This window comes from Stenotrophomonas sp. BIGb0135, from assembly GCF_024810105.1.
GTDB lineage: Bacteria > Pseudomonadota > Gammaproteobacteria > Xanthomonadales > Xanthomonadaceae > Stenotrophomonas > Stenotrophomonas maltophilia_AB.
Genome location: NZ_JANUDX010000006.1, coordinates 153,303 through 177,995, shown reverse-complemented (window position 1 = coordinate 177,995; position 24,693 = coordinate 153,303). Strand labels below are relative to the sequence as shown.

24 protein-coding genes are annotated in these 24,693 nt (G+C 69.6%); 13 read left to right on the top strand and 11 right to left on the bottom strand.

Annotation, left to right across the window (positions count from 1 at the left end; all coding sequences use genetic code 11):
- Positions 1–113: 113 nt before the first annotated feature.
- A complete protein-coding gene (locus tag M2421_RS13980; RefSeq protein ID WP_259207707.1) occupies positions 114–1,169 on the bottom strand; it encodes an NAD(P)-dependent alcohol dehydrogenase in 1,056 nt (351 codons plus the stop codon).
- A 107-nt stretch (positions 1,170–1,276) separates the two neighbouring features.
- Between M2421_RS13980 and M2421_RS13975 the strand changes: the two genes are divergently transcribed.
- From M2421_RS13975 to M2421_RS13965, 3 genes are all read left to right on the top strand, one after another.
- Positions 1,277–2,167: a LysR family transcriptional regulator gene (locus M2421_RS13975; RefSeq protein ID WP_259207705.1), complete on the top strand. Its 891-nt coding sequence runs from the start codon at positions 1,277–1,279 to the stop codon at positions 2,165–2,167.
- Positions 2,168–2,236: 69 nt separating this feature from the next.
- Complete coding sequence (locus M2421_RS13970; RefSeq protein WP_259207704.1) at positions 2,237–2,905, top strand: SMI1/KNR4 family protein; 669 nt, start codon at positions 2,237–2,239, stop codon at positions 2,903–2,905.
- Between the two features lie 9 nt (positions 2,906–2,914).
- On the top strand, positions 2,915–3,127 hold the full coding sequence (locus tag M2421_RS13965; RefSeq protein WP_259207702.1) for a hypothetical protein: 213 nt from the start codon (positions 2,915–2,917) through the stop codon (positions 3,125–3,127).
- Between the two features lie 92 nt (positions 3,128–3,219).
- Here M2421_RS13965 and M2421_RS13960 read toward each other — a convergent pair whose 3' ends face one another.
- Complete coding sequence (locus M2421_RS13960; protein WP_259207700.1) at positions 3,220–4,323, bottom strand: alkene reductase; 1,104 nt, start codon at positions 4,321–4,323, stop codon at positions 3,220–3,222.
- A gap of 127 nt (positions 4,324–4,450) precedes the next feature.
- Between M2421_RS13960 and M2421_RS13955 the strand changes: the two genes are divergently transcribed.
- Positions 4,451–5,359 carry a LysR family transcriptional regulator gene (locus M2421_RS13955; RefSeq protein WP_259207699.1) on the top strand — a complete coding sequence of 303 codons (909 nt, stop codon included), beginning with the start codon at positions 4,451–4,453 and terminating at the stop codon, positions 5,357–5,359.
- Between the two features lie 134 nt (positions 5,360–5,493).
- On the opposite strand, the gene M2421_RS13950 is transcribed toward M2421_RS13955, so the two are convergent.
- The gene (locus M2421_RS13950) at positions 5,494–5,706 is read right to left on the bottom strand and encodes a hypothetical protein (RefSeq protein WP_259207697.1); all 213 of its coding nucleotides are present in this window, start codon (positions 5,704–5,706) and stop codon (positions 5,494–5,496) included.
- 125 nt (positions 5,707–5,831) lie between these two features.
- Positions 5,832–9,092, bottom strand: a complete 3,261-nt coding sequence (locus M2421_RS13945; protein WP_259207696.1) for an autotransporter outer membrane beta-barrel domain-containing protein — start codon at positions 9,090–9,092, stop codon at positions 5,832–5,834.
- A gap of 515 nt (positions 9,093–9,607) precedes the next feature.
- Between M2421_RS13945 and frmR the strand changes: the two genes are divergently transcribed.
- The 4 genes from frmR to fghA are packed head-to-tail and all read left to right on the top strand — an operon-like array spanning position 9,608 to position 12,256.
- Entirely contained in the window at positions 9,608–9,883 is a 276-nt protein-coding gene (gene frmR, locus M2421_RS13940; RefSeq protein ID WP_256777333.1) for a formaldehyde-responsive transcriptional repressor FrmR, read from the top strand.
- A 55-nt stretch (positions 9,884–9,938) separates the two neighbouring features.
- A complete protein-coding gene (locus M2421_RS13935; RefSeq protein WP_259207691.1) occupies positions 9,939–11,048 on the top strand; it encodes an S-(hydroxymethyl)glutathione dehydrogenase/class III alcohol dehydrogenase in 1,110 nt (369 codons plus the stop codon).
- Positions 11,049–11,055: 7 nt separating this feature from the next.
- On the top strand, positions 11,056–11,415 hold the full coding sequence (locus M2421_RS13930; protein WP_259207689.1) for a YqcC family protein: 360 nt from the start codon (positions 11,056–11,058) through the stop codon (positions 11,413–11,415).
- 10 nt (positions 11,416–11,425) lie between these two features.
- Entirely contained in the window at positions 11,426–12,256 is an 831-nt protein-coding gene (gene fghA / locus M2421_RS13925; protein ID WP_259207688.1) for an S-formylglutathione hydrolase, read from the top strand.
- Between the two features lie 835 nt (positions 12,257–13,091).
- Here fghA and M2421_RS13920 read toward each other — a convergent pair.
- The 3 genes from M2421_RS13920 to M2421_RS13910 all read right to left on the bottom strand — a co-directional run bounded on the left by M2421_RS13920 (position 13,092) and on the right by M2421_RS13910 (position 15,744).
- Positions 13,092–13,952 (bottom strand): PA4780 family RIO1-like protein kinase, encoded by an 861-nt coding sequence (locus M2421_RS13920; RefSeq protein ID WP_259207686.1) that lies wholly within the window; start codon positions 13,950–13,952, stop codon positions 13,092–13,094.
- A gap of 123 nt (positions 13,953–14,075) precedes the next feature.
- Positions 14,076–14,774, bottom strand: coding sequence for a M23 family metallopeptidase (locus M2421_RS13915; protein ID WP_259207685.1), 699 nt, complete (start codon positions 14,772–14,774; stop codon positions 14,076–14,078).
- Between the two features lie 4 nt (positions 14,775–14,778).
- Complete coding sequence (locus M2421_RS13910) at positions 14,779–15,744, bottom strand: L,D-transpeptidase (RefSeq protein ID WP_259207682.1); 966 nt, start codon at positions 15,742–15,744, stop codon at positions 14,779–14,781.
- Between the two features lie 183 nt (positions 15,745–15,927).
- On the opposite strand from M2421_RS13910, the gene M2421_RS13905 reads away from it, so the two are divergent.
- Positions 15,928–17,382, top strand: coding sequence for a GGDEF domain-containing protein (locus M2421_RS13905; protein ID WP_259207679.1), 1,455 nt, complete (start codon positions 15,928–15,930; stop codon positions 17,380–17,382).
- Positions 17,383–17,512: 130 nt separating this feature from the next.
- Here M2421_RS13905 and M2421_RS13900 read toward each other — a convergent pair whose 3' ends face one another.
- Positions 17,513–17,989: a hypothetical protein gene (locus M2421_RS13900; protein ID WP_259207677.1), complete on the bottom strand. Its 477-nt coding sequence runs from the start codon at positions 17,987–17,989 to the stop codon at positions 17,513–17,515.
- 18 nt (positions 17,990–18,007) lie between these two features.
- On the bottom strand, positions 18,008–18,454 hold the full coding sequence (locus M2421_RS13895; RefSeq protein ID WP_259207676.1) for a universal stress protein: 447 nt from the start codon (positions 18,452–18,454) through the stop codon (positions 18,008–18,010).
- Between the two features lie 150 nt (positions 18,455–18,604).
- On the opposite strand from M2421_RS13895, the gene M2421_RS13890 reads away from it, so the two are divergent.
- From M2421_RS13890 to M2421_RS13875, 4 genes are all read left to right on the top strand, one after another.
- On the top strand, positions 18,605–19,519 hold the full coding sequence (locus M2421_RS13890) for a LysR family transcriptional regulator (RefSeq protein WP_259207674.1): 915 nt from the start codon (positions 18,605–18,607) through the stop codon (positions 19,517–19,519).
- A gap of 176 nt (positions 19,520–19,695) precedes the next feature.
- Positions 19,696–21,249, top strand: a complete 1,554-nt coding sequence (locus M2421_RS13885; protein WP_259207672.1) for an MFS transporter — start codon at positions 19,696–19,698, stop codon at positions 21,247–21,249.
- Between the two features lie 16 nt (positions 21,250–21,265).
- Complete coding sequence (locus tag M2421_RS13880) at positions 21,266–22,321, top strand: HlyD family secretion protein (protein WP_259207671.1); 1,056 nt, start codon at positions 21,266–21,268, stop codon at positions 22,319–22,321.
- Positions 22,318–23,808: an efflux transporter outer membrane subunit gene (locus M2421_RS13875; protein ID WP_259207669.1), complete on the top strand. Its 1,491-nt coding sequence runs from the start codon at positions 22,318–22,320 to the stop codon at positions 23,806–23,808. The genes M2421_RS13880 and M2421_RS13875 overlap by 4 nt, the downstream gene beginning before the upstream one ends.
- Here the strand turns inward: M2421_RS13875 and M2421_RS13870 are convergent.
- Together M2421_RS13870 and M2421_RS13865 are read right to left on the bottom strand one after the other, a co-directional pair.
- Positions 23,773–24,207 (bottom strand): hypothetical protein, encoded by a 435-nt coding sequence (locus tag M2421_RS13870; RefSeq protein WP_259207667.1) that lies wholly within the window; start codon positions 24,205–24,207, stop codon positions 23,773–23,775. The two genes, M2421_RS13875 and M2421_RS13870, sit on opposite strands and share 36 nt — an antisense overlap.
- 87 nt (positions 24,208–24,294) lie before the next feature.
- On the bottom strand, positions 24,295–24,633 hold the full coding sequence (locus M2421_RS13865; RefSeq protein ID WP_259207665.1) for a hypothetical protein: 339 nt from the start codon (positions 24,631–24,633) through the stop codon (positions 24,295–24,297).
- Positions 24,634–24,693: the final 60 nt, after the last annotated feature.

The window sequence follows — 24,693 nt, the reverse complement described above, 5'->3', positions numbered from 1 at the left end:
ACACCGTCGGACCGATCTGCTGCGGCCCTTGGAACAAGACGCTTCCCGGCATTGGCCGAAGAATAAAAAAACCCCGGCAGTGCCGGGGTTTTCTTCATGCCAGTGCGGAAGGATCAGGCCGCCTTTTCCAGCGTGGCCATGTCGATCACGAAGCGGTAGCGGACGTCATTCTTCGCCATGCGCTCCCAGGCTTCGTTGACGGTCTTGATGTCGATCACTTCCACGTCGCTGACGATGTTGTGCTCGGCACAGAAGTCCATCATCTCCTGCGTTTCCGCCATGCCACCAATCGCCGAACCGGTGATGTGCTTGCGGCCGAACATCATCGCAGCGCCCATCAGCGGCGGGTCCAGCTCGGTCAGCACGCCGACCAGGCACATGGTGGCGTCGCGCTTGAGCAGGCCCATGTACGGGTTGGTGTCGTGGCTGACCGGGATGGTGTTGAGCAGGAAATCGAAGCTGCCCGCATGCGCCTGCATCTGCGCCGGATCGCGCGAGACCAGCACTTCATCGGCGCCCAGGCGCTTGGCATCGGCACCCTTTTCCGGGGTGGTGGTGATCATCACCACGGTGGCGCCCATCGCCTTGGCGAACTTCACGCCCATGTGGCCCAGGCCACCCAGGCCGATGATGCCGACCTTCTGGCCGGGGCCCACCTTCCAGTGGCGAAGCGGCGAGTAGGTTGTGATGCCGGCGCACAGCAGCGGCGCGGCGGCCTTCAGGTCCAGCTTCTCGGACACCTTCACCACGAAACGCTGCTCGACCACGATGTGGTCCGAGTAACCGCCGAAGGTCGGCTGGCCGTCGCGCTCGGTGCTGTTGTAGGTGTAACTGGCACCCTTCTCGCAGTACTGCTCCAGGTCTTCATCGCAGGCCGCGCAATGGCGGCAGGAATCGACCATGCAGCCGACGCCGGCGAAATCGCCGACCTTGAAGCCGGTGACACCGGCACCGACTTCGGTCACCCGGCCGATGATCTCGTGGCCGGGCACCATCGGGAACTTGGAATTGCCCCAGTCGTCGCGGGCCTGGTGCAGGTCGGAATGGCAGATGCCGCTGTACAGGATCTGGATGCGGACGTCGCCGGCGGCGACCGGGCGGCGCTCGAAGGAGAACGGCACCAACGGCGCGGTCTGGTCGTGGACGGCGTAACCATGGGCGAGGGACATGAGGAATCCTTGGCGGGTTTTGTAGAAAGGCGCTTTACAATACGCCCGCATCCTGTGCGTATACAGTCAATATATCGGCATGATTCATCAAGGCAGACTGCACAATCGTGGCCACTGACAACCTGACCCACCTGGCCGCGTTCGCCGCCGTGGCCCGGCACCGCAACTTCCGCCGCGCCGGTGCCGAGCTGGCCCTGTCGACGTCCGCGGTGAGCTATGCCATCCGCGCGCTGGAAGAACGGCTGGGCGTGGGCCTGTTCCACCGCACCACGCGCAGCGTGGCGCTCACCGAGGCCGGCCAGCGCCTGCTCGAGCGCCTGCAACCGGCGCTGGAACAGGTGCACGACGCATTGGAGGAGATGAACCACTTCCGCGCCGCGCCGGCCGGACTGCTGCGCATCAATGCCACCCGCGCCGCCGTGCAGACCCAGATGGGCCCACGCCTGGCGCGCTTCCTGCAGGCCCACCCGGACGTGCGCATCGAACTGGCGCAGGACGATGGCCTGGTGGATATCGTCGCCAGCGGCTTCGATGCTGGCGTGCGCCTGCACGAGTCGGTGCCCGAGGACATGGTGGCGGTGCCGCTGGGCCCGCCCCTGCGCGGGCTGATCGTCGGCGCGCCGGCCTACCTCGCGCGCCGGCCGGCACCGCGCCACCCGCGCGAACTGGCCCAGCACGAATGCGTGCGCTTCCGCTTCGCCAGCGGCCACCTCTACAAGTGGCAGTTCGAGCGCGACGGCCAGGAGCTGGAAGTGGACGTACCCGGCCGGCTCACCCTGGGCGACCAGCACACCATCCTGCAGGCCGTGATCGACGGCCTCGGCCTGGCCTACGTGCTGGAGGATTCGGCGCGCCCGTACCTGGACGATGGCCGCCTGGTGGCGGTGCTGGAGGACTGGGCCGAGCCGTTCCCCGGCTTCGTGCTGTATTACCCGCGCCAGCGCCAGATGTCCTCGGCGTTGCGCGCCTTCGTGGACATGGTGCGGGCGACGGTGTGAGGCGCGCGGCGGTTGCCGTGGTCGCACCAGTGATGGCACGCTTGCCCGCCGCATCGGATGCATCGGCCCATGACCGCAGCCACACCCGGCGACATTGAACAGCAGCTTGGTCAGCGGTTTCCCGCGCTTTACCACCAGTTGCATCGCGACCACATGCTGGACTGGGGCGCGCTCTGCCATGGCTGGGTCACTAGCGTGTATCCCACGCTGCGCGCCCGCCCGCCCCTGCTGTTGTATGCGCGCGAGTTCGAGCTGATCGCGCCGGCCGATATCGTGGGCCACGCCGAACAGTTCACCGATGAAGACAGCCACGTGCGCCTGCGCGAGGGCCTGCAGCTGTTGCCCTTCGGCAGTACCGGTGCGGGCGACTACTACTGCTTCTGGCCCGATCCGAATGCACCGGACGAGCCGCGCGTGGTGCTGCTCTGGCACGACGACGACCGCGTGGACGTGCTGGCGGCCAACCTGCAGGATTTCATCTTCCGGATGATGGTCGACGCGGTGGCCGACCTCGGCGACAGCCTGCTGGAAGAGGGTGAGGTGGCCGACAACCTGCAGCGTTGGCTGGAGTCGCATCGCCCCTATCTGCGCGCGGCGCAGGTGCAGGCGCTGGACGCGTTGTACGCCGATCCTGCGATCCACGCCGGCGGCGTGGGTGAGGACGCCGCGGCCGCGCTGATCCAGCGCAGCATCGGCTTTGACGGGATCGATACCCGCTTCAACTACGTGCCGGCATGACGGTGATGCATGCCGGCGCCTGACGCACTGAGCGACGCGGATTTCCGCCAGCTGGCCGACCACCTGCTGGCGCTGGACGCCGGGCGGTTGCCGCCGCCATTGCCGCCGCACCTGCACGCGCACCCGGTGGCCGGCCTGGCCGCCACCGGGCAGTTGGATCGCGCGGTGGTGGCCTTGATGGGCGACGTGCCCAACCCGTGGCGGGGCCTGATGTTGCGGTAGACCGGCGGGGTAACGCCGCCCCATGGGGGCTGCATGCAGCCACCGAACCGGCAGCGGCGACCGGCACGATCCCCGGCCGCCGCCGCCCGGGATCAGCTGGCCGCCGGGTAGTCGGTATAGCCCTCCGCCCCGCCACCGTAATACGTCGCCCGGTCCGGCACGGCCAGTGCCACGTCGCGCTCCAGTCGCGCCACCAGGTCCGGGTTGGCGATGAACGGCTGGCCGAACGCGGCCAGGTCGATGATGCCGTCGTCCACCAACTGCAGCGCCCGCGCGCGGGTGAGGCTGCCGGCCAGGATCAGGGTGCCACCGTAGCTCTGCTTGAAGGTGCGCAGGAACGCTTCGCTCAGCACCGACACACCGCGCGCATGGTTGTCGTTGAGGTGCACATAGGCCAGCCCGCGCTTGCCCAGTTCCTGTGCCAGATACAGGTACGCCGCTTCGTTGCCGACGTACTCGGGCATGTCGAACTGCAGGTTGTTCGGTGCCAGCCGCACGCCCACGCGGTGCGACCCGATCCGCGCAGCCATCGCATCGACGGTCTCCAGGATGAGGCGCGCGCGGTTCTGCAGCGTGCCGCCGTAGCCATCGGTGCGGTCATTGGTCACCGGGTTGAGGAACTGTTCGAACAGGTAGCCGTTGGCCGCATGCAGTTCGATGCCGTCGAAACCGGCGGCGATCGCGTTGTCGGCCGCGCGCGCGAAGTCGTCGACGATGCCGGGCATTTCGTCGCTGCGCAGGGCGCGCGGCGGGGTCGGATCGGCCTGCCCACGGCTGCCGTCTTCGAGGTACACGAACGCACGGCTCTTCGGGTTGCTCGCCACCGGACGCGTTCCGGCGCTGACCGGCTGGCCGCCGTCGGGCTGCAGCGAGGCATGCGACATGCGGCCCACGTGCCAGAGCTGGGCGAAGATGACGCCGCGTTCGGCATGCACGGCCGTGGTGACCTGCTTCCAGCCGGCCACCTGTTCGGCCGACCAGATGCCCGGCACGTCGATGTAGCCCTGGCCCTGCGCCGACACCGGGGTGCCTTCGCTGATGATCAGCCCGGCACTGGCGCGTTGCCGGTAGTACGCCGCGGTGAGGTCGTTGGCCACGCTGCCGGGGTTGCGGGCGCGGGTCATCGGGGCCATGGCGATGCGGTTGCGCAGCGGCGTGCCGGCGAGGTCATAGGGCTGGAAGAGCAGGGCGGTCATAAGGCGGAACTCGTGGGGAAGGGAGCGCCAGCGGCGCGACCCGTTCAAGATAAGGTTGACCTGGAGGCGCATAAAGGCCTTCAATTTCCCGGCAAGCGGGACATTCTGTCCCCAATGGAGCGCGACAATGCTGCCAGTGGAATCGTTGAACGGGCTGGCCACCTTCGTCACCACCGCGCGCTCGGGGACGTTCACCGAAGCGGCCCAGACCCTGGGGATATCGCGCTCTGCGGTCGGCAAGGCGATCGCGCGGCTGGAAGAGCGGCTGGGCGTGCGGCTGTTCCATCGCACCACCCGGCGCATTTCCCTGACTGCCGATGGCCAGGCCTACTTCGCCTCCTGCGCCACCGCGCTGGAAGAGATCGCCTCGGCCGAGGCGTGTCTGGGCTCGGCGTCGCATCTGCCTGCAGGCCGCCTGCGCATCGACATGCCGTCCTCCTTCGGGCGGTTGATGATCCTGCCGGTGTTGTTGCGCATCTGCGCCGACCACCCCGAACTGCAGCTCACCATGACCTTCACCGACCACTTCGTGGACCCGCTCGAGGAAGGCATCGACCTGTTGATCCGCTTCGGTGGGCTGGACCAGGCCCAGCACCTCGTCGCGCGACGGCTGGGCTGCCAGCGACTGATCACCTGCGCATCGCCGGCCTACCTGGACACGCACGGCACCCCCGTCACTGTCGACGAGCTGCATGCCCACCGCAGCATCGTCGGCTACCGCTACGGCCAGCCGGTGGCGTGGCGGATCGGCGAGGACGATGCGCAGGCGCGCTTCATCCCCAGTGGCACCCACCAGCTCAACGATGGCGATGCCGTGATCGAGGCCGCCCTGGCCGGGCTGGGCATCTGCCAGATGCCGCACTTCCTGGTCAAACAGCACCTGCAGACGGGCGCGCTGCAGCAGGTGCTGGGGCAGTGCATGCAGCATCACGTGGAGATCCACGCGTTGTGGCCGCAGACGCGCCATCTGCGGCCGAAGGTGCGTTACGTGGTGGATGAACTGACGCGGTTGGCCGATGCGGGCGCATTCGACTGAGCCGGGCGGACCGCCCGAACGATGACGCGGTCAGTCCGCCAGCGTAGTGGGTGGGGCGGGCGCAGGGTCTTGTCATGCAGCAGCACGCCGGGCGTGATCCCGATGCACGGGGAGGTGGCGCAAGCCGAGGCGGGTTATTCGTAGCGCAGGGTGACCGACGCCGTGGCGGCGGCATGGGCCAGTCGCCTGGATGCGGTGGACGCCCACGTCCTCCGCGACCTGGAGGCGCCCCTGCGGGTGGTCCATGGCGAGTGCGACCGCTCGGTGCCGGTGTCCTCGGCCAGGCGGCTGGCCGAGGACGTGAAGCGATCCAGGGGCGCGTTCCAGTATCGGGAGGTGGCGGACATGCACCACGGTCTCTGAAGCGTGGCGACCGGGGACGCAGGCCGCACAGCTCCATTCGGAGGTGCTCGGCTGGTTGATCGGCCAGGCGGACCTGTAGTGGCCGCGTGCCGTGCAAACCTCGGCGAGACTACCAGCGGGCGTTGAGCCCCATCTGCGCCGAGACGCTGCGGTAGGCATTGTCGCCGCGCTGCAGGCCGAGGTCGCCCCACGCCGACCAGCGCGTGCCCAGCTGCAGCACGGCGCCGCCGCGCAGTTCGTAGCGGGTGGCCGGCACGGCGCCCTCGATCCGGCTGTCGTCCAGCCAGACACGGTTGCGGCCGGATGCGCGCAGCCAGTGGGCGGACACGAACGGCTGCACGTGACGCTCCTCCGTGCGTACCGCGCCCGTTACCCGCATGCCCAGCCGCGACGACAGCCCGCCCGCCGCATCCGCGGCGACCTGCGTGCCGTTGTGCTCGACCACGCGATCGGCGCGGTAGTCAGCGTAGCTCAGCTGCAGCTGGGGCTGGACCTGCAGGGTGGCGGCGTCACCCAGGCGAAGCGACCAGGCGTAGCCGGTTTCCAGCGACGCGGCAGTGCTGCGCGCGTCCTGGCGCTCCCTGGCCAGGCCGATGCCCTGCACGCTGGTGCGGTAGCGGCCGTGGTGCAGCCCGCCGTCCACGTAGGCGCCGTCTTCGCCACCGGGGTGCTGCATCCAGCTGGCGTATGCGCCCAGCGCCGTGCCCGTCACCGTGCCGGTGGCGGTGTAACCGCTGCGCCGCGAGCGAACCTCGGTGACGGTCCTGCCGGTAGCCAGCAGAAGGCCGAGGCGGCCTGCGCTGGCGCCGCCCCATTGCAGCACGTCCACGCCGCTCATCGCACTGGATGCCCGGCCCGTCAGGGCCAGCTGGCCGCCAATATCCTGGCGGGTCTGGGTGCGGTTCACGCGTAGCCAACCGGCGTCGCGTGCTTCGCCGTTGGCGCGGCCGCCATCGCGGTCGTGCAGGCGGTGCTGGAACATCGCCACGGCGGCTGCCTGGTTGGCCAGGTAGGCACCGGCCTCGGGGCGTAGCACCTGTGGCGGTCGCGGGCGGTGGCAGGTGTCGGTCGTGTCGGCCTCGCACGGGATGGGCGGCGGCACGCAGCCGGGACCGCCGGGATCGGTCGCGCAGGGCGTGGGCGGGGGGACGGCGCAGCCGGGCCCGTTCGGATCGGCCTCGCAGGGGTCTGGCGGGATGACGATGCAGCCGGGGCCGGTCGGGTCGCTGGCGCAGGGATCGGGTGGGGTGACGCAGCCCGGACCCTCGGGATCGACCTCGCATGGGTCCGGCGTGGTCGCCAGCGCCGAGCGCAGGTACCAGCCGCCGTCGCCGGGCGTGGTCACCCCGCCCTTATGCAGGAAGTAGTCGTACTGGCCCGCGACGGCGCGACCGCGCAACTGGTACACCGCGGTGGACGCGCCATCGACCTGGATCAACGCGATGCCGTCCACGGTCTGCGCGCCCAAGCCGTGCACGTTGTTGACCTGGATGGCGGCCGTGCCGCGGGTGTCGCCGCGCACGTGCAGGGTATCGACGGGCGACGCATCGCCGGCCAGCGCGCCGTTGAAGATCAGCAGCGCATTGTCGGTGTCGACATCGCCGTCCACGGTGAAGCGATTGAAGCCGCTGGCGCCGACCGCGGACAAGGCCAGCGTGCTGTCGCGCAGCGTGAGCTGGCCGACGCGGGAATCCCCGGTCAGCGTCCAGCGGCTGGCATCGCCGAGCGTGACCTGGTTGACCACGCTGCTGGCGCCGCGCCAGTGCGAACGGCCGTTGAGGTGGACCCGAATGTCGGCCTGGACGGGAATACCGGCGGCGACATCGGCCGGGGTGATCGCGATGTTGCCGAGGGCGATCACGTCCTGGTCCAGGGTGACATCGAGCGGGGTGGCGAACGTGGCATCGACGTGCATCAGGGCCCCGTTGCCACCGATCAAGCGGGCGCCATTGCGGGCGGCCACGTGGCGCGCCGCGCGCACCCACAGCGCTTCGGCGCGCTCGCTCATCAGCGTGCCGCCGTCGATGTCCAGGCTGCCATCGGCATTGACCACGGCAGCGGCGGCCCCCTGGCCGCGGGTGGTGACATCGGTCGCGCGCAGGGTCATCACGCCGGTGCCGCCGCTCAGCACGCCGTAGCTGTTGGCACCGGTGGTCGCGATGGTGCTGTCGCGCAGGTGGGTGCTGCCGCCGGCGCGGGCGAGGGCACCGATGGCGCCATCGCCGTCGGTGAGCACCTGGGTACGGTCGGCCTCCAGCAGCGCGGCGTTGGCGCTGAACGTCGAACTCATCGCGTGTGCGGCCGCGCCGGCAGTAGTCACGTGCACGCCGTCCAGACTGACCCTGCCGGCGCGGTTGTCGACGGCCACGCCGTCGGTGGCGTCGGTGATGATGCTGCCGCCACGCATGGCCAGGCTGGAGTCCTTGAGCAGCCAGACACCCATGCCCCCCGCCCCGACCGTATGAATATCCACGTCGGTCAAGCGGACATCATTTCCGAGGCCGTCGATGTTGAGCCCGATCCGGCCGGCGTTGATCCGCGTGCCGATCATGTCCACCTGGTTGCCGTTCAACAGATGGACGGTGCTGCTTTGTGGGTGGTCGGCCTGTATCACGCCGTCCTCGACCCGGAGCGTGCCTCCCGTCATCGACACGGCAGTCGAAGAAACACCGGAGACCCGCACATCCGTATTGCGCAGGGTGATGGCCCCGGCGCCGAAAACGCCTGTGCTCTCCTCGTCGAGTGCTTCGATGGAACTGTTGGACAACGTCAGTCCTCCCCCGGACGCGATCAGCGCGCCGGTCACGCCGAACGCCTGTGCGTTGATCGTCAAACCATCGCCGTCGATATGGCCGCCGGACAGGGCGAACAGGGCGTAGGACTGAGGGCCGCTGACGTCGATGGTGGCACCGCGCAGGAGCAACGTACCGCCCGCTACCCGGGTGGCATGACTGCGGACGCCGCTGGTGGACAGGGTCAGCCCTTGCCCGGCGCCATCGGCCAGCAGCTCGACGTGCCCGCCGGATGCGACCGATACGCCGATGGCGTTGTCGCCCCGCGTGGTGATGCTGCCGCCCTGGAAGGCCACTGTCCCGTTGGTTTCAGCGAGCACGGCGGATGTGTCATGGCCGTTCGCGCTCACCGCGACCGCGCCGGTGGCCCGGAGGGTGCCGCCGTTCAGGGCATGAAAGACGTAGCCTGCAGGGCCATCGTGGGACGTGCTGTAGTCACCGGGGGCAGGTTCCTCGTGGGTGCCGTCGGCGACAACGGGCCCCGCGCGTTGGGCAAGCGCACTGGGCGTGCTGCAGGCCAGTGCGGCGGCGATGGCGAGGGAAAGCAGGTGCAGCGGGAGCGGCGTGGGCGAGGTCATTGGGCGGCACAGGTGCGTGAGGCCGCGAACTCTAGGGGTGTAGCGCTCCGGGTGATATGCAAATGCTGGGAAAGCGCCATGCAAACCGTTGCAAATACATGTTCTCGCCGCCGCCTTGTGCAGAGGCCGGGACGCGCGGGTGCGCGCAACGTGAATCCGGATCGCGCAGTGCGTCGCGCAGGCATGCTGCTTCGCACCCGGTCCACCCGCCGCGAAAGCAGTCGGAACCATCCTCGCTGCACCCGTCATGGATCACAGACGCGGCGGCCCACAGCTGCTCCGGCAGGAGAGGGGGGGGATGGCGCTGGAAATGCCCGCACCAGCGCAGGATGGCGCGGACCAGCGCCTCCAGCAGCGTCGGGCGCTCCAGAGGCATGGCGGCACGGTGGCGCGCCGGCGCGACAAGCGCCCAGAAGTGGGATCGGGCCATGGCGCCCGTTCGCGGAGGGGGCATGACGCTGGGTCCGGCGCCATGTGTATACTATCCCCCAGTATAGTTCACCGGTCCTCGGCCCATGCCGCACTCCCCTGAAGAAAAGAAGAAGGTCCTGGCCCGCGTCCGCCGTATCCGCGGCCAGTGCGACGCCCTGGACCGGGCGCTGGAGGGCGGTGCCGAATGCGCGCCGGTGCTGCAGCAGATCGCCGCCATCCGCGGGGCGGTCAACGGGCTGATGTCCGAGGTGATGGAAGCCCACCTGCGAGAAGAATTCGGCCAGCCGGCGCAGTCCGATGCGCAGCGCGCCGAGCGTGTGCGCGACATGAGCGCGCTGATCCGTTCCTACCTGAAATAAGCGCGCGGGTGACCGCGCGCGACCCCGTCTCGTCCCTTGCCTTGGAGAATCCCCGATGAAATCCCGTGCCGCTGTAGCGTTTGGTCCCGGCCAGCCGTTGAAGATCGTCGAGATCGACGTCGCCCCGCCGAAGAAGGGCGAAGTGCTGGTCAAGATCACCCATACCGGTGTCTGCCATACCGATGCGTTCACCCTGTCCGGCGATGATCCGGAAGGCCTGTTCCCGGCGGTGCTGGGCCATGAAGGCGCCGGCATCGTGGTGGAAGTGGGCGAGGGCGTCACCAGCGTCGCCCCGGGCGACCACGTCATTCCGCTGTACACCGCCGAGTGCGGCGAATGCCTGTTCTGTACGTCGGGCAAGACCAACCTGTGCGTGGCCGTGCGCGCCACCCAGGGCAAGGGTGTGATGCCCGATGGCACCACCCGCTTCAGCTACAACGGCGAGCCGATCTACCACTACATGGGCTGCTCGACCTTCAGCGAATACACCGTGGTGGCCGAGGTCTCGCTGGCGAAGATCAACCCCGAGGCGAACCCGGAGCACGTGTGCCTGCTGGGCTGCGGCGTCACCACCGGCATCGGCGCGGTGCACAACACCGCCAAGGTGCAGGAAGGCGATTCGGTGGCCGTGTTCGGTCTGGGCGGCATCGGCCTGGCGGTGATCCAGGGTGCGCGCCAGGCCAAGGCCGGGCGCATCTTCGCCATCGACACCAACCCGTCCAAGTTCGACCTGGCCCGGCAGTTCGGTGCCACCGACTGCATCAACCCCAGGGATTACGACAAGCCCATCCAGCAGGTGATCGTGGAGATGACCACCTGGGGCGTGGACCATACTTTCGAGTGCATCGGCAACGTCAACGTGATGCGTGCCGCGCTGGAATGCGCGCACCGTGGCTGGGGCCAGTCGGTGATCATCGGCGTGGCCGGCTCGGGCCAGGAAATCTCGACCCGTCCGTTCCAGCTGGTCACCGGCCGCTCGTGGAAGGGCACCGCGTTCGGCGGCGTGAAGGGCCGCAGCCAGTTGCCGGGCATGGTCGAAGACGCCATGAAGGGCGACATCGAACTGGCCCCCTTCGTCACCCACACCATGGACCTGGAGCAGATCAACGAGGCCTTCGAGCTGATGCATGAAGGCAAGTCGATCCGCTCGGTGGTGCATTACTGAGCCGCACATGCGACTGACCGACCTCTGGACGCGTCCGGCCGTGCCGGCGCGTGATGCCCTGGTCGACCAGATCGAGCAGGCATTGCGTGCGCTCGGCTGGTTGCAGGGCCCGGTCGGCCCACCCCGTCACGTCGATTCACCGTTCGGTATCGATGAGATGCCGTTCGAGCATTGGCTGGTGCAGGTCTTCCTGCCGCGGCTGCACGAAGCGCGCCGCGACGGGCAATGGCCGCCGCAGAGCCAGGTGGCGGTGGTGGCGCGACGCAACCTGGACGGCCGGGACGACTGCGAGCCCTTGTTGCACCTGCTGGCGGAACTGGACCATGACATCACTACCGGCGGCGCGCCTGCGCGCGGCCGCCCCTGAAGGAACTCCCATGGAACGCATCGAACATCGCGCCGCCTTCGGCGGTTGGCAGGACGTCTACCAGCACCGCTCGCAGGTGCTGGGCTGTGACATGAAGGTGGCGGTGTACCTGCCACCGCAGGCCGCCTCGCAGAAGCTGCCGGTGCTGTACTGGCTGAGCGGGCTGACCTGCACCGAGCAGAACTTCATCACCAAGTCCGGCGCGCAGCGCTACGCCGCCGAGCATGGGGTGATCCTGGTAGCGCCGGATACCAGCCCGCGTGGTGACGACGTCGCCGACGCCGAAGGCTACGACCTGGGCAAGGGCGCAGGTTTTTACCTCAACGCTACCGAGCAGCCGTGGGCCGCGCACTACCGCATGTACGACTACATCGTGGACGAACTGCCGGCGCTGGTGGAAGCCCACCTGCCGGCAAGCGGTGCGCGCAGCATCAGCGGGCATTCGATGGGCGGCCACGGCGCCTTGGTGATCGCGCTGAAGAACCCGGGCCGCTACCGCAGCGTCTCGGCGTTCTCGCCGATCGTCGCACCGACCCGCGTGCCGTGGGGCCAGAAGGCGTTCACCGCGTACCTGGGCGAAGACCGCAGCCGCTGGGCGGCGTGGGATGCCAGCGAACTGGTGGCCACGGCCGAAGAGAAGCTGCCGCTGCTGGTGGACCAGGGCGGTGGCGACGAATTCCTGGACACCCAGCTGCAGCCGCAGTGGCTGCAGGCCGCCTGCACCGCCGCCGGCCACCCGCTGCAGTTGCGCCTGCAGCCCGGGTACGATCACAGCTACTACTTCATCAGCAGCTTCATCGGCGACCACATCGCGCACCACGCCAAGGCGCTGCACGCGTAAACGCCACCCAACGGATGGCTGCCCGGGCGCGGGACCGATCCCGGGCGTTTCATCCACGCATGGCGTGGATCTACGCAACCAGCCGCCACGCATCCCGTGGATCAACCCAACGGATCACGCGTAGAGCCACCCCATGGGTGGCTGCCGCCATGCCGAATCCGCGACACAGCCACGCATCGCGTGCGGATCAACCCAACGGAGCACGCGTAGAGCCACCCCATGGGTGGCTAGCGCCATGCCGAACCGCGACACAGCCACGCATCGCGTGCGGATCACCCAACGGATCACGCGTAGAGCCACCCCATGGGTGGCTAGCGCCATGCCGGATGGCTGCTCGGGCGCGGGACCGATCCCGGGCGTTTCATCCACGCATGGCGTGGATCTACGCAACCAACCACCACGCATCCCGTGGATCAACCCAACGGACCACGCGTAGAGCCACCCCATGGGTGGCTGGCGCCATGCCGAACCGCGACGCAGCCACGCATCGCGTGCGGATCAACCCAACGGATCACGCGTAGAGCCACCCGATGGGTGGCTGGCGCCATGCCGGATGGCTGCCCGGGCGCGGGACCGATCCCGGGCGTTTCATCCACGCATGGCGTGGATCTACGCAACCAACCACCACGCATCCCGTGGATCAACCCAGCGGATCACGCGTAGAGCCACCCCATGGGTGGCTGCCGCCATGCCGAATCCGCGACAAAGCCACGCATCGCGTGGATCAACACAACGGATAGCGCGTAGAGCCACCCCATGGGTGGCTGCCGCCATGCCGGGTGGCTGCGCGGGCGTGGGGCCGATCCTGGGCGTTTCATCCACGCATGGCGTGGATCTACGCGTCTTCTTCTTCGGCCGCCTCGCGGCCCTGCTGGCGGATCAGCGCTTCTTCGCGCGCATCGTTGATCGCGTGGCGCACGCTGTCCAGGTCGATGGTCGATTCGTCGTGCACGAAGGTGCCGGTCAGCGCGCTGTCGGGCAACAGCTCACCCGCTTCGAACAGCGCCCACATCTCCTCGCCGTACCAACTGTCCAGCAACTCCGGGGCGAAACGGCCGAGGTAGGCGGTGAGGTTGTTGACGTCGCGCAGCAGCATGCTGCGTGCGGCATTGTTGCCGCCGGCACTGACCACCTGCGGGAAGTCGATCACCACCGGGCCATCCGGGCCCACCAGCACGTTGTACGGCGAGAGGTCGCCGTGGATCAGGCCGCAGCAGAGCATGCGCACCACCTGGCGGACCAGGGTCTGGTGGAACTCCCGGGCCTGGTCAGGCTCTAGTTCCACTTCGCCCAGCCGCGCAGCGGAGAAGCCGTCGGCGTCGGTGACCAGTTCCATCACCAGCACGCCATGGTAGTAACCGTACGGCTCGGGCACGCGCACGCCGGCGTCGCGCAGCTGGTACAGCGCGTCCACCTCGGTGTTCTTCCAGGCGGTTTCCTGCTGCTTGCGCCCGTACTTGCTGGCCTTGCCCACGGCACGCGCCTCGCGGCTGCCGCGCACCTTGCGGCCCTCCTGGTACTGCACGCGCTGCTGGAAGCTGCGCTGGGCCATGTCCTTGTAGACCTTGGCGCAGCGCACGTCGTCGCCGCTGCGCACCACGTACACGGCCGCTTCCTTGCCGCTCTTGAGCGGGCGCATTACTTCATCGATCACGCCGTCGTCGATCAGCGCCTGCAGTCCTTGGGGGGTCTTCACGGAATCTCGGGAATGCGGCCGGCGCCGATGCGCCCGCCTGGAAGGGGAAGGGATTTTCGCATCTTCGGGGCGGGCCGGCCATCGGCGGCCCGTTCAAGCGGTTCAGGCGTGGCCCGGGGCGGCTTACGGCAGCCCCTGATCCCCGCGCAGAACCGGGTAGGGGTTGAGCGATTCGCCCTTCCACCACTGCTTTTCCGGCCCCAGCCGGTGGATCTCGAAGTGCAGGTGCGGGGCCTGGGGGCTGGCATTGCCGGTGCTGCCTACGTAGCCGATGACCTGGCCGCGGGTGACCGCCTGCTTCTCGGCCAGCCCGTCCGCGTAGCGCTCGAGGTGGGCGTAGTAGTAGCAGTAGCGGCCGCCGGGTTCGAACTGGTAGACGGTCAGGCCGCCGCGGTCGCTGTCGAACAGCTTCTCGATGGTGCCGTCGGCCACCGCCAGCACCGGGGTGCCGGCAGGCGCGAGGATGTCGATCGCATCGTGCACCCGACCCTCGCTGCGGGCGTCGGTGAAGGTGTCCTGCAGCTGCGCGGCGCCGATGCCCTGCACCGGTAGCAGCAGCGTGCCTGCGCCACCAGGGCTGCCGGCCGGGGCCGCCAACGGTGCAGCGGGCGCGGGTGCCGTCGGTGCCGGCGTCGTGCCGGCCATCGCTGCCGGCAACGCACGCGCCGGTGCGGTGAGCGCGGCAGGCTCGGCGCGTGCGGCGGCGGGCAGGGCGCTGGCAGCGGGCGCCGCCAGTCCCGGCGAGGGCGCGCGCGGGCCCAGCCACCACCAGCCGACCACGCCGATCACCAGTCCCAATGCAAGCAGCTTTGGCAGGCTCATCGGCTCACTCCTGCATGACCACCGGTACCGAGGCGTCCACCGCGTCGGCCACCAGCAGTGCATCCCAATTGGTCATGCGCACGCAGCCGTGCGATTCGGTCTTGCCCACGTGGCCCGGCTCGGGTGTGCCGTGCAGCCCATAGTGCGGCTTGAAAATATCGATCCAGACCCGCCCGACCGGGTTGTTCGGGCCGGGCGGCAGTAGCGCTTTGCTTTCCTTCTTGCTCGCGTCCCAGAACAGCTTGGGGTTGTAGTGGAAGGTGGGGTCGCGCGAGATGCCGAGGATCTTCCACTGGCCGATCGGCAACGGGTCGTGCTTGCTGCCCGAGGACACCGGGAACTGCGCATACACCTTGCCCTGCGCGTCATACAGGCGCAGCGTCGAATCGGACTTGTCGATGACCAGCTTGGCCGCCTTCGGCAACGTGGCCGCGGCGATGTTGGGCACCTGGATTTCGCTGCCGGCCTTGCCCAGGTCCACGCCGGGATTGAGGGCGCGCAGCAGGTCCGGCGAGGCGTGGAAACGCTCGCCCAGTGCTTCCTCCACCGAGGCGAAGCACAGCGCCTTCAGCTTGGCCTGGTCGGCCGGTTTCTTCGGCACCGGCTGGAACGGGCCAGCCACGTCCTCGGCGGTGAGGGTGTAGCGCGCCAGCGCCGGGGTGGCCTCCGGCTGCAGCGCCTGCCAGGTGGCATCGTCCAGTTCACCGGTCACCTTGAGCCCGCGCGCGGCCTGGAAGCCGGCCACCGCGCGCTTCTGGTTGGAGCCGGGCAGCGCGTCGATCTGGCCCGGCGAGAAATGCGCCCGGTCCAGCAACACCTGCGCGTGGAAGTCAGAGCGCGGCCCGGTGGAGGGCGCGCTGGATTCGGCGATCGGGGCCGGCAAGGTGGCCGGCTGCTGGGCAAGCGCGGGCACCGCGCTGGCCAGGGCAAGGACGAGAAGCGAAAGGGTGGCACGCGGGCGCAAGGGCATCGAAGGCTCCACTACAGGGTCGCCTGCACCTTGCCGCAGCGGCCTGCACGCGGGCCGTGAAATCGCTGACGCGCAGCTGAGTGTCCTGTCGTGCACAGGTTGTGAAGCGCATCACATCGCGGATCGGCGCCGCTCCACAAATGCGGTAGGGTGGGCCGACACCGCATCCGGACAGGGGATCGCATGGCGGCAGGTTTGGCGGCGTTGTACATGCTGTGCCACGGAGTGGCCCTGGTGCTGTTGCCTGGCCACGCGCAGGCGGTCTCGTTCTCGTTCCTGGTCGGCGCACCGCTGCTGGCAGCGCTGGCCTGCGCGCGGCGGGCGTGGCGCAGCGACATGCGGGTGGGCTGGCTGTCGCTGGCGCTGGGCATGCTGCTATGGGCCGGCGGCATGGCGCTGAACATGTACCAGGAGATCGGCCTGGGCAACGCCGATGCCACGCCCGGGGCGAGCATGCTGCTGTACGTGTTGTACGGGGTGCCGCTCACCCTCGCGATGGCCCATCCGCGCCACGAGCCGTGGTACCTGATCGTCATCGATGGTGCGCTGGCCCTGCTGCTGGGCTACCTGTTCTTCGTGCACACCTTTTCCTTCGCCACCCTGAGCGACGCGCCGGCGCCGGGCGTGGACAACCTGCGCCTGATGTTCGACATCGAGAACCTGTTCATCGCGGTGTTCGCGCTGGTGCGTTACCTGGCCAGCGGGGATGCCGCGCGGCGCGTATTTTTCCGCACGCTGGCGATCTACGCGTGGCTGTACATGCTGATGGCCTTGTACATCAACCACGTGGCCACCGAGGCCAGCTACGGTGGGCCCACCGACGTGCTGATCGATGCACCGTTCCTGCTGCTGGCGGGGATGGCGCTGCGTGGCGATCCGGAACGCGCCGACACCTCGCCGCGCCGGCTGGCCCTGGCGGTGCGCGCGGGCAGTCCGTTGATCCTGCCGGCCGCGTTGCTGGTGGTCTCGGCGCTGATGGTGGACACGCACGCAGGGTTGGCGGTGGTCGGGTTCGCGATGGCCACGCTGGGCTCCGGCCTGCGCGGGGTGGTCATGCAGGTGCGCGCGATGGAGCGCCAGGACCAGCTGGACGTGCTGGCGCGGGTGGATGGCCTGACCGGGGTGGCCAACCGCCGCCAGTTCGACCAGGTGCTGCAGGCCGAGTGGAGCCGGGCGCGGCGCAGCGGGCAGGGCATGGGGTTGTTGATGGTGGACATCGACCACTTCAAGCAGTTCAACGACCGCTTCGGCCACCCGCTGGGGGATGCCTGCCTGCGTGCGGTCGCCACCGCGCTGGCCGGTTGCGCCACCCGCGGCACCGACGTGGTGGCCCGCTATGGCGGCGAGGAATTTGCCGTCGTCGTGCCGTCCACCTCGCGCGAGGGCGTGCTGGCGCTGGCCGAGACGATGCGCCGCGCGGTGGAGCGCCTGCGCCTGGCCGCGCCCGATGCGGTCAGCCAGATCGGCGTGACCGTCAGCATCGGCGTGGCATGGGTCGGCCAGGTCGGCCTCGCCGATCCGGGGTCGCTGCTGGCCGCAACGGACGTGGCGCTGTACGAGGCCAAGCACGCCGGCCGCAATCGCGTGGTTGAAGGCCACCCGCCCGATGCCATGGCCCATGCTGCCCGCCCCACCTGAGCGGTTGCGCGGTGTCGTCGTTCTGGTCGGGCAGCCCGGGGTCCACGGCGGCTGCCCCGCGACGCCTGGCCAGCACCTGGGTGGGGGCCAATGCGGCGCGATGCTGCCTGCGCAGCAGCTGGCGATCCAGTCAGGTGCGTACCCACGCCGATGGATCAAGCAGGCGCAGTCCCACCGGCGACAGCGCGGTCAGGCGCAGGCCGAGGCGTGCATCGCGGGCACTGCGCGCGCAGCGTGCCAGTTGGCTGCGCAGGGCGGTGACCTCGGCCGTGTCGCGGTCCACGCGCGGCTGCGGACGCCGCCATTGCGACAACCGGTGCACGCAGGCAAGCAGGTCCAGTTCGGTGGCACCGATGAATGGCGAACCCGGTTGTAACAGGTCGATCGGTGCCTGGCCGGTCGGCAGCAGGGGCACCAGCTCGGTGAAGGCACGGGTGCCATCGGCGTCCAGTCCCAGGCCATCGAGCAGCGCGACGGCCTCGACGCGGGTGGCCGGATCGCCGACACGGCGCAGCGCGCACAGCAGGCGTTGCTCGACCAGGTTGCAGCGGCGGCCGATGGCGTGATAACTCACCCGCGTGGGCGAGGTGGGGGAGCGATAGGGCATGGCGGGCCTGCAGAAGGGTCAGGGGGCGGCGTCACGAACTTCCACCAGCACCGGGCAGGGCGCGTGGTCGATGGTCCAGCGGCCGACGGAACGCTCGAACAGCCGTTCCATGCCGGAAAGATGCCGGTGGCCGATGACAATGAGATCGCAATGGTGTGCGCGTGCGTAGTCGCACAGCACCTGCGCCGGCTCGCCCGCCGGGTGGCTGGCCACGCCGTCCACGCCCTGTTCGCGCAGCTGCGCCAGGGCACTGTCCAACAGGCGCCGGGCCTGGTGGCGCTGGTCCTCGGCGGCGGGGTATTCACGGCGATCGTTGCGTGGGGCGTCATCGTCCAGCGCATAGGCCGGGTCGAGCACGCAGACCAGGTGCAGGCGGGTGCGCGGGGTCGCCAGCGAGGCGGCCAGGGCCAGCACCTGGGCGTGCTGGGGGCCGCCATCGAGGGCGACCAGGAGGGTCTGGAACATGGGCGTCTCGCCAGGGGGGAGGCCGATGGTGGCGCAAAGCCAGCACCGCACCCATGCCGTGCGCCGCAGGCATGGGTTGCGTGAAACGCACGGGTGGCGGATTTGGCATGCCGTAAAGTGGATGCCTTCCCGCCCTGACCTGCCGCCGCCATGCCTGACCTGAACCTGCTGCTCGCCCTGGACGTGTTGATCGAGGAGTGCAGCGTGGTTGGCGCGGCGCGGCGGATGAACCTGAGCGCGCCGGCGATGAGCCGCACCCTGGGCCGCATCCGCGAGGCGGTCGGTGACCCGGTGCTGGTGCGCTCCGGGCGCGGGCTGGCGCCCACTCCGCGCGCGTTGCAACTGCGCGAACAGGTGCGCGAGGTGATCGAGCAGGCCCACCTCGTGTTCAACGCCGGCCGCGCGGTCGACATGCTCACCCTCGAGCGCACCTTCAGCATCCGCGCCAACGATGTGTTCATCGGCACCTACGGCGGGCGCATGCGTGAGCTGTTCCAGACCCAGGCGCCGTGTGCGGTGTTGCGCTTCGTGCCCGAGGGCGACGGTGACGACGACGCGATGCAGCAGGGGCGCATCGATCTGCACATCAGCACCGCCGGCCGGCATAGCGCCGACACCAAGGTGCAGAACCTGTTCAGTACCTCGTTCCTGGGCGCCGCGCGCGACGGCCACCCGATCTTCGCCGAGGAGATCAGCGCCGAGCGCTTCGCTGCGTTCCACCACATCGCGGTGTCCCGCCGCGGGGTGTCGCACGGCCCCATCGACGAGGAGCTGGCCGCGCTCGGCCTGGGCCGGCGGGTGGCGCAGATCATGCCGACCTTCCACTCGGCGATCTTCGCCGCCGCCGATTCGGATTTGATCCTGCCGCAGATGCCCAGCGTGATGCTGGGCCGGCTGGAGCGGCTGGGCGTGCCGCTGCGCCTGTTCGCGTTGCCCATCCCGGTGCGCAGCGTGGTTGTCGTACAGGCATGGCATCCACGGTTGGACAGCGATCTGGCGCATCGTTGGCTGCGGCGCAGCATCAAGGCGATGTGCGACGGGGAGTCCAGCCTCGCGGGCATCTGAGCACGATCGACCGCGCTCCCGGGGGCGACTTCAGGCGTGCGCCTGACGCATTCCAGGATTGGTCGACACAGCATTTTTCGCAGCATCGGCGCTGCCTAGACTGCCGCTCCCTGTCCCGGAGTGGATGCGATGTCCCTGTTGTTTTCCGTGCACCGCCCCACGGCCGGTGATGCCCGATGAGTACGCCGGCCGCCGCGTCGATCGCCGCGACCCTGCCGCCGCCCGCGCCCGCGCCCGCCGCGCCTGTGCAGGCGCTGTTCGGCGTGCGCCTGGGCGTTGGCCTGTGCGGCGTGCTGCTGGCGGTATTGATCTCCGGCATCAACGAAAACGTCACCAAGGTGGCGCTGGCCGATATCCGCGGCGCGATGGGCTTCAGCGTCGATGACGGCAGCTGGATCGTAGCGCTGTACACGGCGATGTCGGTCAGTGCGATGGCCTTCGCGCCCTGGTGCGCGGTGACCTTCTCGCTGCGCCGTTTCGCGGTGTGCATGATCGCCGCCTTCATGCTGCTGGGCATGCTGTGCCCGCTGGCGCCGGACCTGCCGTCGTTCCTGATCCTGCGTGCGCTGCAGGGCCTGGCCGGGGGCGCGCTGCCGCCACTGCTGATGAGCGTGGCGCTGCGCTTCCTGCCGCCGGGCATCAAGCTGTACGGGCTGGCCGGCTATGCGCTGACCGCTACGTTCGGCCCGAGCCTGGGCACGCCGATGGCCGCCCTGTGGGTGGAGTACGTGGGCTGGCAGTGGGCCTTCTGGCAGATCGTGCCGTGGTGCGCGGCGGCGATCGCCATGGTGGCGTGGGGACTGCCGCAGGATCCGCTGCGGCTGGAGCGCCTGGCCCAGTTCAACGGGCTGGGCCTGGCGCTTGGCCTGCCGGCACTGGTGATGCTGGTGCTCGGCCTGGTCCAGGGGCCGCGGCTGGACTGGTTCGCCTCGCCGCTGATCTGCATGTTGCTGGGCGGCGGCAGCGGGTTGCTGGTGCTGTTCCTGTACAACGAATGGTCGCACCCGTTGCCGTTCTTCAAGCTGCAACTGTTGGCCAACCGCAACCTGAGCTACGCGCTCATCACCCTGGGCGGCGTGCTGTTCGTGCTGCTCGCGGTGATCCTGATTCCCTCCAGCTTCCTGGCCAAGGTGCACGGCTACCGACCGCTGCAGACCGCACCGCTGTTGTTGTGGGTGGCCATCCCGCAGCTGCTGGCGCTGCCACTGGTGGCCACCCTGCTCAACCAGCGCCGGGTCGATGCGCGCTGGGTGCAGGCCATCGGCCTGGCGATGCTGGGGCTGGCCTGCTGGATGGGGGCGCAGCTCACCACCGAGTGGAACCGCGACAACTTCATCGTGATGCAACTGGTGCAGATCTTCGCCCAGCCCATGGCTGTGCTGCCCTTGCTGATGCTCGCCACCGGCGGTCTGGCGCCGGCCGACGGTCCGTTCGCCTCGGCCTGGTTCAACACGGTCAAGGGCTTTGCCGCCGTGCTGGCCGGTGGCGTGCTGGAGGCAGCCACCACCGTGCGCAGCCACTTCCATTCCACCGTCCTGGTGGACCGCCTGGGCAACGCGCCGGGACTGGACATCGGCGCTGCGCCGTCGCTCGGCGCGCGCCTGCATGCCCAGGTGGTCGCCCTGACCTCGGCCGATCTTTACCTGCTGGTCGCCATGGTCGCGCTCGCGCTGATCGCGCTGATCCCGTGGCTGCCCACCCGCATCTTCCCGCCACGTGCCGTGGCCTGAGTTCCAGGAAACCCCCATGTCCGAGTCCAGAAAACACGTTCCCCTGATCATCGCCCTGGGCGTGGTCGTGCTTGCCACCGGCGGCTGGCTGCTGCTGCGTGACGGCCGCCACCAGCGCACCAACAATGCCTACGTCAGCGCCGACTTCACCGTGGTGGCGCCCAAGGTGGCCGGCTTCGTCAGCGAGGTGCGGGTGGCCGACAACCAGACGGTCAAGGCTGGCGATGTGCTGGCGCGCATCGACGACCGCGATTACCAGGTCGCCTTGACCGCCGCGCGCGCGGACCTGGCCAATGCACGCGCGCAGCTGGCCAATGCGCAGGCCGCGTTGGCCCAGCAGGGCTCGCTGATCGACCAGGCGCGTGCCACGCTGGCGGTCAGCGAATCCGAACTGACCCTGGCCCAGGCCGACCAGCAGCGTTACGGCGCGCTGGCCCGCGATGGCGCCGGCACCGTGCAGAACGCGCAGCAGGCGCAGTCGCACCAGGCGGTGGCCAGCGCGCACCTGCAGCAGGGACGCGCGGCACTGCTTACCGCACGCCAGCGCACCGGCATCCTCGACGCCGGCGTGCAGGCGGCGCAGGCGGCGGTACAGCGCGCCGAAGCCGCCCAGGCGCGGGCCGAGCTGGACCTGTCGCACACGGAACTGCGCGCGCCGATCGACGGCGTGGTCGGCCGCCGCGCGATCCGGGTCGGCGCCTACCTCACCCCGGGTACCGCCGTGCTCGCGGTGGTGCCGTTGCAGCAGGCGTTCGTGGTGGCCAACTTCCAGGAAACCCAGATGAGCCGCATGCACGCCGGCCAGGCGGTGGCCCTGCAGGTGGATGTGTTTCCCGGGCAGCCGTTGCGCGGCCACATCGACAGCATCGCCCCGGCCACCGGGGTGACCTTCGCCGCGGTCGCGCCGGAAAACGCCACCGGCAATTTCACCAAGGTGGTGCAGCGCATTCCGGTCAAGATCGTGCTGGACAAGGACCAGCCGCTGCTCGGCGAGCTGCGTGCAGGCATGTCGGTGGAGGCCAGCGTGGACCTGGACAGTGGCCGCCGCGGCCTGCCGGGAGAAGGGGCGTGACCGGCGCGGTGCAGTGGCGGGCGCTGTCGCTCGGCGTGCTGTGCGTGGCGCTGTCGGCCTGCACGCTCGGGCCGGATTTCGTCCGGCCAGCCGCCGCGTTGCCCACACGGTGGGACGGCGTCGCGGTGGTGCACGATGCGTTCGCCAGCGACGCGCAATGGTGGGCAGGCTTCGAGGATCCAACATTGGCTGCCTTGGCTGTGCAGGCCCGGCTGGCCAACCTGGACATCCAGTTGGCCGCCAACCGCGTGCAGCAGAGCCGCGCCGCGCGTGGCGTCAGCGCCGCCGACCGGCTGCCCGCGCTCGGCGCGACGGCCAGCGGAGTGCGGGCCCGCAACAGCGAAGTGGGGCTGAGTGATCCGTCCGGCCATGGTGGGCGCGAAGACTACGGCCTGTTCCAGGCCGGAATCGGGTTGAGCTGGGAACTGGACCTGTGGGGCCGCGTGCGCCGCCAGCTGGAAGCGGCCGATGCGCGCGTGCGGATTGCCGACGAGGACGCGCATGCGGTGCAGACCGCGGTGCTCGCCGAGACCGCGCGAAGCTACCTGCAGTTACGTGCCACCCGCCAGTTGCTGGCGATCACCGAAGACAACCTGCGCATTGCGCGCGACATCGCGCGGCTGACCGGGGCGCGCCAGCGCCAGGGCGTGGCCAGTACGCTGCAGGTGGCCAGCGCGGCGGCGCAGGTGGCCGCGCTGGAGGCGCGCGTGGCGCCGTTGCAGCACCGCGACGCGCAGCTGCGCAATGCCCTGGCGATGCTGCTGGGCCAGCCGCCGCACGCGCTCGACGCCCAGCTCGCCGACGCCCGCCGCGATTGGCCGGCACTGCCGGCGATGGCCACCGGCCTGCCCAGCGAACTGGCCGAACGGCGCCCGGACATCCGCCGCGCCGAGGCGGCGCTGCATGCCGCCACCGCCGCGATCGGCGTGGCCAAGGCCAGCTTCCTGCCGCGCATCAGCCTCACTGGCGATGCCGGGTTCCAGTCGCAGCAGCTGGATGCCCTGGACGGCTGGAACGCGCACCGTTTCAGCATCGGGCCGGCGATCAGCCTGCCGCTCTTCCAGGGCGGTCGCCTGAAGGCCACCCTCGCCGTGAGCCGGCTGCAGCAGCAACAGGCGGCGATGCAGTTCCAGCGCACGGTGCTGCAGGCCTGGCACGAAGTGGACGATGCGATCGATGGCTACGCAGCCGAGCAGCAGCGCGGAGCGGCGCTGCAGGAGGCCGTGGCGGAGAGCGAGCGCGCACTGGGCGCGGCGCGACGCCAGTACCAGGCTGGCGTGGTGGACATGCTCGACGTGCTCAGCACCCAGCGCATTGCGCTGGACAACCAGGCTGCGCTGGCCAACAGCCAGGCCGCGGCGGCGATCGCGCGGGTCGACCTGTATCGGGCGCTGGGCGGGGGCTGGCAGCCGGTGGCCGACGGGGCGGATGCGAGGCGCGCATCGTCCGCGTCAGGGGCGCCGGGCCTGCACGCTTCTGCCAGGTGAGGGCGTGGCCACCGGCGTGTCCGGGCGTCGGCCGAGCAGGCGATAAGGGACGGCCGCGATCATCAGCAGTGCCACCCCCGTCCCCATCATGGACAACACCGGGTGTTCGACGGGCCCGCTCCAGCACTTCTCCATCAGCAGCAAGCCCATGCCGACGCACGGGCCGCCCAGCATGAGCAGGATGCAGCCACGCGCGATCGGGCTGCGGATCTCGTAGTCGACGGCGGCGGCCCGGGGGGCGGGCGGTTGCGGCCCGCGGGACGGGGTGCGGGGCCGCGGCCGGGTCGAGGGACCGTCCACCGGCCCGTCGCCGGGCGCAGGCGTTTCCGGCGCCAGCAGTTCGTCGAGGTTGGTGCGTTCGAGCAGGGAGGTGAGCGTCGGATCCACGGGAAGGCCCATGTGCAGAGGCCGCCTGTGTGGCGGCCCCGTTGGCTGGCGGTGACAGCGGTGGCAGGTGCGGTCGGCACGTTACCACCGTGACGTCCTTCAGCGCACGTCGCGCAGTTCCCAGTGGTGGCCGGCCAGCATGCGCAGGCGCTGCTTGAACACGTCGCTGTCGATGCGGGTGGTGGCGACCAGGTTGATCCGCAGGTCATCCTGCGAACCGGTCACGGTGGCGTCGGGGTCGGTTGCGCCCCACTGCGCTTCCACCGCGTCCGGGTCGGGCTGCTTGGCGCGCCACTTCTCGAACAGCGCGGTGCTGCGCAGCGCGTCCTGCAGTTCTTCGGCGAAGCCGGCCGCGCTCTGCGAATGGAAGGAAAGGTCGGAATCGTTGCCGCGGGCCTTGGACGGGTCCGGCAGGCTGATGTGGTACTGCGCTGACATGGTTACCTCCGTTGAATGCTGCAAGGCTGGCAGAGGCGCAGTGCAATCGGCGTGCACATC

Coding starts and splice junctions, on each gene's coding strand:
- M2421_RS13980 (WP_259207707.1), bottom strand. CDS start 1,169: ATGTCCCTCGCCCATGGTTACGCCGTCCACGACCAGACCGCGCCGTTG.
- M2421_RS13970 (WP_259207704.1), top strand. CDS start 2,237: ATGACCGCAGCCACACCCGGCGACATTGAACAGCAGCTTGGTCAGCGG.
- M2421_RS13965 (WP_259207702.1), top strand. CDS start 2,915: ATGCCGGCGCCTGACGCACTGAGCGACGCGGATTTCCGCCAGCTGGCC.
- M2421_RS13960 (WP_259207700.1), bottom strand. CDS start 4,323: ATGACCGCCCTGCTCTTCCAGCCCTATGACCTCGCCGGCACGCCGCTG.
- M2421_RS13955 (WP_259207699.1), top strand. CDS start 4,451: ATGCTGCCAGTGGAATCGTTGAACGGGCTGGCCACCTTCGTCACCACC.
- M2421_RS13950 (WP_259207697.1), bottom strand. CDS start 5,706: ATGTCCGCCACCTCCCGATACTGGAACGCGCCCCTGGATCGCTTCACG.
- M2421_RS13945 (WP_259207696.1), bottom strand. CDS start 9,092: ATGACCTCGCCCACGCCGCTCCCGCTGCACCTGCTTTCCCTCGCCATC.
- frmR (WP_256777333.1), top strand. CDS start 9,608: ATGCCGCACTCCCCTGAAGAAAAGAAGAAGGTCCTGGCCCGCGTCCGC.
- M2421_RS13935 (WP_259207691.1), top strand. CDS start 9,939: ATGAAATCCCGTGCCGCTGTAGCGTTTGGTCCCGGCCAGCCGTTGAAG.
- M2421_RS13930 (WP_259207689.1), top strand. CDS start 11,056: ATGCGACTGACCGACCTCTGGACGCGTCCGGCCGTGCCGGCGCGTGAT.
- fghA (WP_259207688.1), top strand. CDS start 11,426: ATGGAACGCATCGAACATCGCGCCGCCTTCGGCGGTTGGCAGGACGTC.
- M2421_RS13915 (WP_259207685.1), bottom strand. CDS start 14,774: ATGAGCCTGCCAAAGCTGCTTGCATTGGGACTGGTGATCGGCGTGGTC.
- M2421_RS13910 (WP_259207682.1), bottom strand. CDS start 15,744: ATGCCCTTGCGCCCGCGTGCCACCCTTTCGCTTCTCGTCCTTGCCCTG.
- M2421_RS13905 (WP_259207679.1), top strand. CDS start 15,928: ATGGCGGCAGGTTTGGCGGCGTTGTACATGCTGTGCCACGGAGTGGCC.
- M2421_RS13900 (WP_259207677.1), bottom strand. CDS start 17,989: ATGCCCTATCGCTCCCCCACCTCGCCCACGCGGGTGAGTTATCACGCC.
- M2421_RS13895 (WP_259207676.1), bottom strand. CDS start 18,454: ATGTTCCAGACCCTCCTGGTCGCCCTCGATGGCGGCCCCCAGCACGCC.
- M2421_RS13890 (WP_259207674.1), top strand. CDS start 18,605: ATGCCTGACCTGAACCTGCTGCTCGCCCTGGACGTGTTGATCGAGGAG.
- M2421_RS13885 (WP_259207672.1), top strand. CDS start 19,696: ATGAGTACGCCGGCCGCCGCGTCGATCGCCGCGACCCTGCCGCCGCCC.
- M2421_RS13880 (WP_259207671.1), top strand. CDS start 21,266: ATGTCCGAGTCCAGAAAACACGTTCCCCTGATCATCGCCCTGGGCGTG.
- M2421_RS13870 (WP_259207667.1), bottom strand. CDS start 24,207: ATGGGCCTTCCCGTGGATCCGACGCTCACCTCCCTGCTCGAACGCACC.
- M2421_RS13865 (WP_259207665.1), bottom strand. CDS start 24,633: ATGTCAGCGCAGTACCACATCAGCCTGCCGGACCCGTCCAAGGCCCGC.